The sequence below is a fragment of the Cellulomonas sp. P4_H12 genome (genome assembly GCF_056400905.1).
The window spans coordinates 1-524 of record NZ_JBFUKJ010000149.1 but is presented as its reverse complement, the minus strand read 5'-3'; the positions used below and the strand labels follow the sequence as shown (position 1 = coordinate 524).

At 75.8% G+C, this 524-nt stretch carries 1 pseudogene; it reads right to left on the bottom strand.

Going from position 1 to position 524, the window contains the following annotated elements:
* Positions 1–493: pseudogene (locus AC1DQC_RS20255) on the bottom strand (hypothetical protein); the annotation flags it as partial.
* Between the last annotated feature and the right edge of the window lie 31 nt (positions 494–524).

The window sequence follows — 524 nt, the reverse complement described above, 5'->3', positions numbered from 1 at the left end:
GGGTGGGGCCGTCGAAGGCGATGCCGCCCTCGACCGGGGCGCGGTCCACCTGTGGGCGGAGCCCCTCGACTGCGGCGGCCAGTGCCGCCTCGTCACTGGTGGACACGACCCCGATCTCGCGGTGGGAGAACAGTGAGGTCAGCCGGGTGACCGGGTTCAGCGGCTGGGCGCCGGCCCGGTCCAGCGTGGCGGACCAGTCGATGCCCAGGCCGGCCTGCTCCGGCACCACCTGCGCCTGCGCGTCGCCCGCCCGGACCTCGACGGGCTGCTGCACGCGCGGACCGAGCTCGGTGCGCAGCATCGCCTCGGCATCGGCCGGGTTCATCCCGCCCACGTCTACCCCCGCGACGGAGACGCCGCGCGGTACCTGGTCCGAGGACATCGCGTAGTCGACCCCGTAGGCGAGGACGCCGACGGCGAGCGCGGCGGCCGCACCGATCGCGACCTTCACACCGGTGGACCGACCGGACCCGCCCGCGCGGTCGGCGGGCACCGGGTCGGCGTTGAGTGGCCGAGGCTCCGAG